The organism is Hydrogenimonas sp. (assembly GCF_029933015.1).
GTDB lineage: Bacteria > Campylobacterota > Campylobacteria > Campylobacterales > Hydrogenimonadaceae > Hydrogenimonas.
Map to the genome: position 1 here is coordinate 1 of NZ_JAOZOZ010000124.1, position 4,923 is coordinate 4,923.

The window sequence follows — 4,923 nt, forward strand, 5'->3', positions numbered from 1 at the left end:
GATATCCGGCTGAAGGGTACCGGCATTTCGATTCCTGCTTTCGTCAGGGCCTCATAGATGTTGAGCGCCGTTTCGCTCCTGATGTCCAGCAGTCGTCCGTCGACCCAGAAGTAGACGGTAAACTCCAGGTAGTAGTCACCGTACCCGTCGAAAAGAATCTTGGGGGCCGGTTCTTTGCGGATCTCCGGGTGTTTTTCGATGGCACTGCGGATGATCTCGATGATGCGTCTGGGGTCGTTGCCGAAGGCGACCTTGTACTGCATCTTGACCCGACGGCTCTTTGAAGAGAGGGTCCAGTTGGTTACCTCTTTGGTAATGAAGTCGGCGTTGGGGACGATCACCTCCGAACCGTCGTAGGTTTTGATCGTGGTGGCACGTACACCGATCTTTTGAATATCGCCGAAGACACCGCCCACCTCCACCACATCTCCCTGTTGGACGGGGCGCTCGAAAATCAGTAGCAACCCCGAGACGAAATTGGCCATGATGTTCCGCAGGCCGAAACCGATACCCACACCCAGCGCTCCGGCGATCAGGCTCAGGTCGGTCAGCCTGATTCCCAACACTGTAAGCGCGAAAATGACGCCGACCGTGATGATGAGATAGCGCACGATCATCTGGATTGCCGCCGGAACGCCTCTGGGGAATTCGTAGCGGCTGAAGAGTTCCAGATCGAGGATAATCGTGATGAAGCGCGTCAGGAACCAGGTAAGGGTCAGAACGAAGAGAAAATCCACAACGGCACCGACTGAGACCACCACTTCGCCCACCTGCCAGGAGAGGGCCATCAGCTTTTGCCACCAGTTTTCCAGGAAGTAGAGCAGATCGAATTGCTTGAGGACCAGATAGAGCCAATAGAGCATCAGAAAGAGATTGACCAGAAAAGTGAGGTAGCTCTGGATCTGCTGGGAGTACTCCTGCAGAAGATGTTTCGACTCCAGAGAACGTCGCCGGACGAACATGACGATCAGCCCTCGAAAGATCCGCGCGACGATCAGAAAGATCATGAAGAGGTAGAGTGACGTGATCAGGGAGGCGAGCAGTTTCACCGAAAGGTTGACCGCGCCGACGACGTTGGCACCGATCGAGACGATGAGTATCATGGGTACCACGGGAGCGAAACGGACAAAAAAACGTATTTCGCTGCTGTACTCCTCCCTGTAGAGGGGGCCGCTCTTTCGCAGCATACGCAAAGATGCGGTGAGCAGAAGGATCCCCATTAGAAGCCAGACGAGACGGGCTTCGGTTTCGGCTTCGACGATATGGACCTGGATGGTGGTGAGCAGAAAGAGTACCGTCAGCAGATAGATGAATCGGCGTACCGACGGTAAGACGATGCCGTGGACGATGACAAGAAGCGCTCCCAGCGCCACGGCGGCATTGAGATACCCGACGGAGACGGGCCGTTCCGGATAGAAGAGCGGTACGATCAGAACCGAAAGCAGTATTGTCGCAGCGATCGGATGCTCGATGAAAAAGATCGAGCTGCGCACCTTTTCGTCATGAATGACGAAAAGTTTTCCGCGTCTGTGGCGCAGATGGAGATAGAGAAGGATCAGGCCCAGAAAGAGCGTCGTCCCCATATGGGAGTAGAGGGCGACGATATTGGTGGCGTAGAAAAGACGCGTCTGCTCCAGAATGTAACGTATCGCTTTGTAACTTTCGGTGAGGTATCTTCGCAGATGAAACCCCTGCTGTTCCAGAGAAGCGAAGATAGAGGGGTGGTCGAGGGTCAGCAGCTCCATACCCCGCTTGGCGAGGGCCTCTTCGAGTGTCGTCGTCATTGCGGTGAACTGCCGGCTCTCCTCGGAGATCGTGTCGATGCGTGTCAGTGTCTCGTCGTAGAGCTTTTTGACCCGTTTTTGCATGGTGAGAATCCGTGAAATCGTCTCGTCTGCACGTTGGAGGATCGCTTTCGGAGCGTTTCGTTTCGCGGCATTCTCCCGGGTCGCTCTCCAGCGTTGGAGCATCTGTCGGAGCGACTCGAGCATTTCGTTGTAGCTTTCGATCTGCCTGTCGAATTTCTCGGCATAGCTTTTGAGCTGTCTGCTGTAATGGATGGACTCCTCGTACCACTTACGCAGCTGTTTGACATTCTGTTTCGTCGGGTCGTGGTGGGTGATATCTTTGCGTATCCGTTCGATGGAGCGGATGAAGTCGGGAAGCGACGTTTCGATCTCCCGGACTTCTCCGGCGGCTTCGAGACTCTTTTCCATCCGCGCGATGCGATCGGCAGTGCGGACCGCCGCTTCGGGGATCTCTTCCGGTGCGTAGAGTTCGGTCTCTTTCTGTTCGGTGGGGATATCCGTGTGGTTTGTATGTGAAGCAGGTGGGCTCTCTTCGGCCCAGAGTGTACCCAGCAGTAGAAGTGTCGTCAAAAGCAGTCGTACTGTATTCATACCGCAGATTATATCGTGTTAGGGATTGTGCTGCATCCGGCCGGCCGCATGGGAGGGGGAGAGGCTATTTGCACTTCTCCATCGTTTTGATTTCGAACTCTATTTTGAGGTCCTGCCAGGTTTTGCCTTTGTGAAGGTCGTAGCAGGCTTTGTTGATGCTTTGGAGGGAGGGAAGCATGTCGAAATCGGCCAGATCGATATATCCTTCCGCTTTCACATCTTCTCCGTCGAACTCCAGTTTCATAGGAACCGTCCGGGTGACGCCGTTCATCGTGATCTCCACATCGGCCGAACTCTTTTTTATCTTTTTGATTTCGGCGGTGATCGTCTTGACCCCCTGGGTGTTGAAGAAAAACTTGACCAGTTTGGCATCCCGCCCGCTGTTTTTGGAGTTGACGCTGTTCGTGTCGATCACCACTTTCGCCCCTTCCAGCAGCCCGGTGACCGTTTTGTCAGGCATCGCGGAGAGCTTGATGTTGCCGAACGTTCCTTCGACCCCGATCTTGGCCGGTGTCTTGTAGGCTTCCCATTCGATATCGAAATCCATGACCCGGTAGGTGCATTCGGTCGCAAAAAGTGAGAGTGTCGCAAACAGTGTCGATACGATGATTTTAAACATATTTTTTCCCTCTAAAACGATATTGGCTCTATCATAACCGATGGGGCATGGCAAAATCATTAATCTAAAAGATTAATCGAAAGGCATCGTCTCCTGGCCGATTTCGAGGTGGCGTTTCCAGTAGTGGTCGACGAAAAGACGGACCTTTTCGTCGGTCGGATGCCAGATTCCATCCCTCTTTTCCACATATTTCGCGAGAAACTCTCCCGCGTCCCGTTTGGCCAGGTAGAAGTCGTGTACGAGGGTGATGTAGCGGGCCCGGTAGAGTGCCCGGCTCTTTCTGTAGGCCTCTTCGCCCAGGTCGATGGTCAGCCTCTTGCCGTCGAAGGCGAGGACGCCTGCCGCAAAGAGAATATCCAGATGCAAAAGCCCCTCGACGTAGTAGGGCTCCACTTCGCCCGTTTCGCGCCAGCTCATCAGTCCTACGGCCCGTGCGACGGTATCGCGGAGGATCTCCTCCTTAAGACTTTCCTCCTCGTGCATGAAGAAAGCCATCATTCCGCCGACCGTGGCCTTGAACTCCTCGACGTTTTTGTAGTTGCCGCTGCCGTTCATCTTCACTTCGGTGTCGTCGTCGACCCAGAGGATGTGGCCGTATTCGTGACCGATCGTCGTGATTTCGTAGACTCTGTGCCACAGATCGGGCTTTTCGAACATCACGTCCCTTTGGTGTCGGACGAAATCGTCTCCCAGAATCTCCCGGGCGATGCGCATGACCGGCCGCGCCTTTTTGCTCTCCAGGACGTTGTCGGCGAAGGCGAAGATCTTCTTGCCGAGCTCCCGGCTCACTTCCGTGTCGTTGGGGACCACCTGGGCCGAAAAGAGCCCCTGGAACTCCGCGCCGTAGAAGAGGGCGGGGATGCCGATGTAAAGCTGGGTCCGGGCTACCTGCGCGGCACAGTTTTCGTGGATTTTCCGTGCCTCTTCGCCGAATTCGCTCGCCAGAGCGTCGCCCATCGCCGTGATCCGGGAGGGAATGCGGGTCTTTTGCATCAGCTTCGGCGAGGCGAGCCGCACGTCCCACTCCAGGGCCACCGCCTTGCGGTAGTGGTCCTCGTAGTACTCCAGCGGGTGGCCGATCTGGATCGGGGAGGTGATCGCCATCCATCTTCTGTCCACCTCGGCCCACTTCTTGATGAGTCCGGCTATTTCGGTATGGGAGAGGGCGTCGATCAGGGCGTCGATATATCCCAGCCACGCCTCTTTCAGGCCGAAGACTTCGTCCTCCATCGTCTCCAGTACCCCCCGCATGTTTTCGAGACGGTTGACCACCTCCATCACCTCCATGCGGAAGGCCTTGGCGTAGGGGACGCTTTTGTACCCCTTTCTCGTCTTCTTGAGCACCGAGTAGCAGCGGTCGCCCACGCACCCCTCCTCCCGCAGGTCGAGGAGATTTTCGGACTCGAGCATCTCGTAGATCTTTTCTTCGTCGCCGTTGAAGAGTTCGAAAAGCTCCCGGTTGACGCCGTGGACGATATGGGCCGTCCAGGCGCTCTGCCAGCCGCTCATCGCCTCCCCTACACGGTGGGCCTCCTTGAGGATCTCCCGGTAAAAAGGTGTCAGCAGCGCCTCGTCCTCGATCCAGTCGAGCAGTTCCAGGTGGCGCTTGAGGTAGAAGTCGGCCACCAGCTTGTAGGCCGTCTCCTTTGCGGCGATGACGCTCTCTTCGTCGAACCCCTCTTTCTGCAACACCTGTGTCAGGGCGTCGTCTCTGAGGCCGATCAGCCGTGTCAGGGCCGCCATACGGGTCTGGGGCGTCTCCGGAAGCCCCAGACGGCGCAGAAAGTCTCCCACCCACGCCTCCGCGTCGGCATGGCCGCCGCCCAGCAGTTCGTAGTAGCTTCCCAGCGCCTTCTGGCGGCGCAGGATCTCGTCGTAGACCTTTTGCAGGTCTTCCATGAAGAT

General features: G+C 56.2%; 3 protein-coding genes. All 3 read right to left on the minus strand.

The window, feature by feature from the left end; translation table 11 throughout:
* Window positions 1-2,399: mechanosensitive ion channel domain-containing protein (locus tag Q1K23_RS07755; RefSeq protein ID WP_300363574.1), on the minus strand; the 2,399-nt coding region annotated here is incomplete at its 3' end.
* Between the two features lie 64 nt (window positions 2,400-2,463).
* Window positions 2,464-3,018, minus strand: a complete 555-nt coding sequence (locus tag Q1K23_RS07760; protein WP_300363575.1) for a YceI family protein — start codon at window positions 3,016-3,018, stop codon at window positions 2,464-2,466.
* A 72-nt stretch (window positions 3,019-3,090) separates the two neighbouring features.
* The coding region (gene ciaB / locus Q1K23_RS07765; RefSeq protein WP_366522649.1) for an invasion protein CiaB at window positions 3,091-4,923 on the minus strand (1,833 nt) is incomplete at its 5' end.

Excerpts from the sequence above, each read along its gene's own strand:
- Q1K23_RS07760 (WP_300363575.1), bottom strand. The coding sequence starts at position 3,018 with ATGTTTAAAATCATCGTATCGACACTGTTTGCGACACTCTCACTTTTT.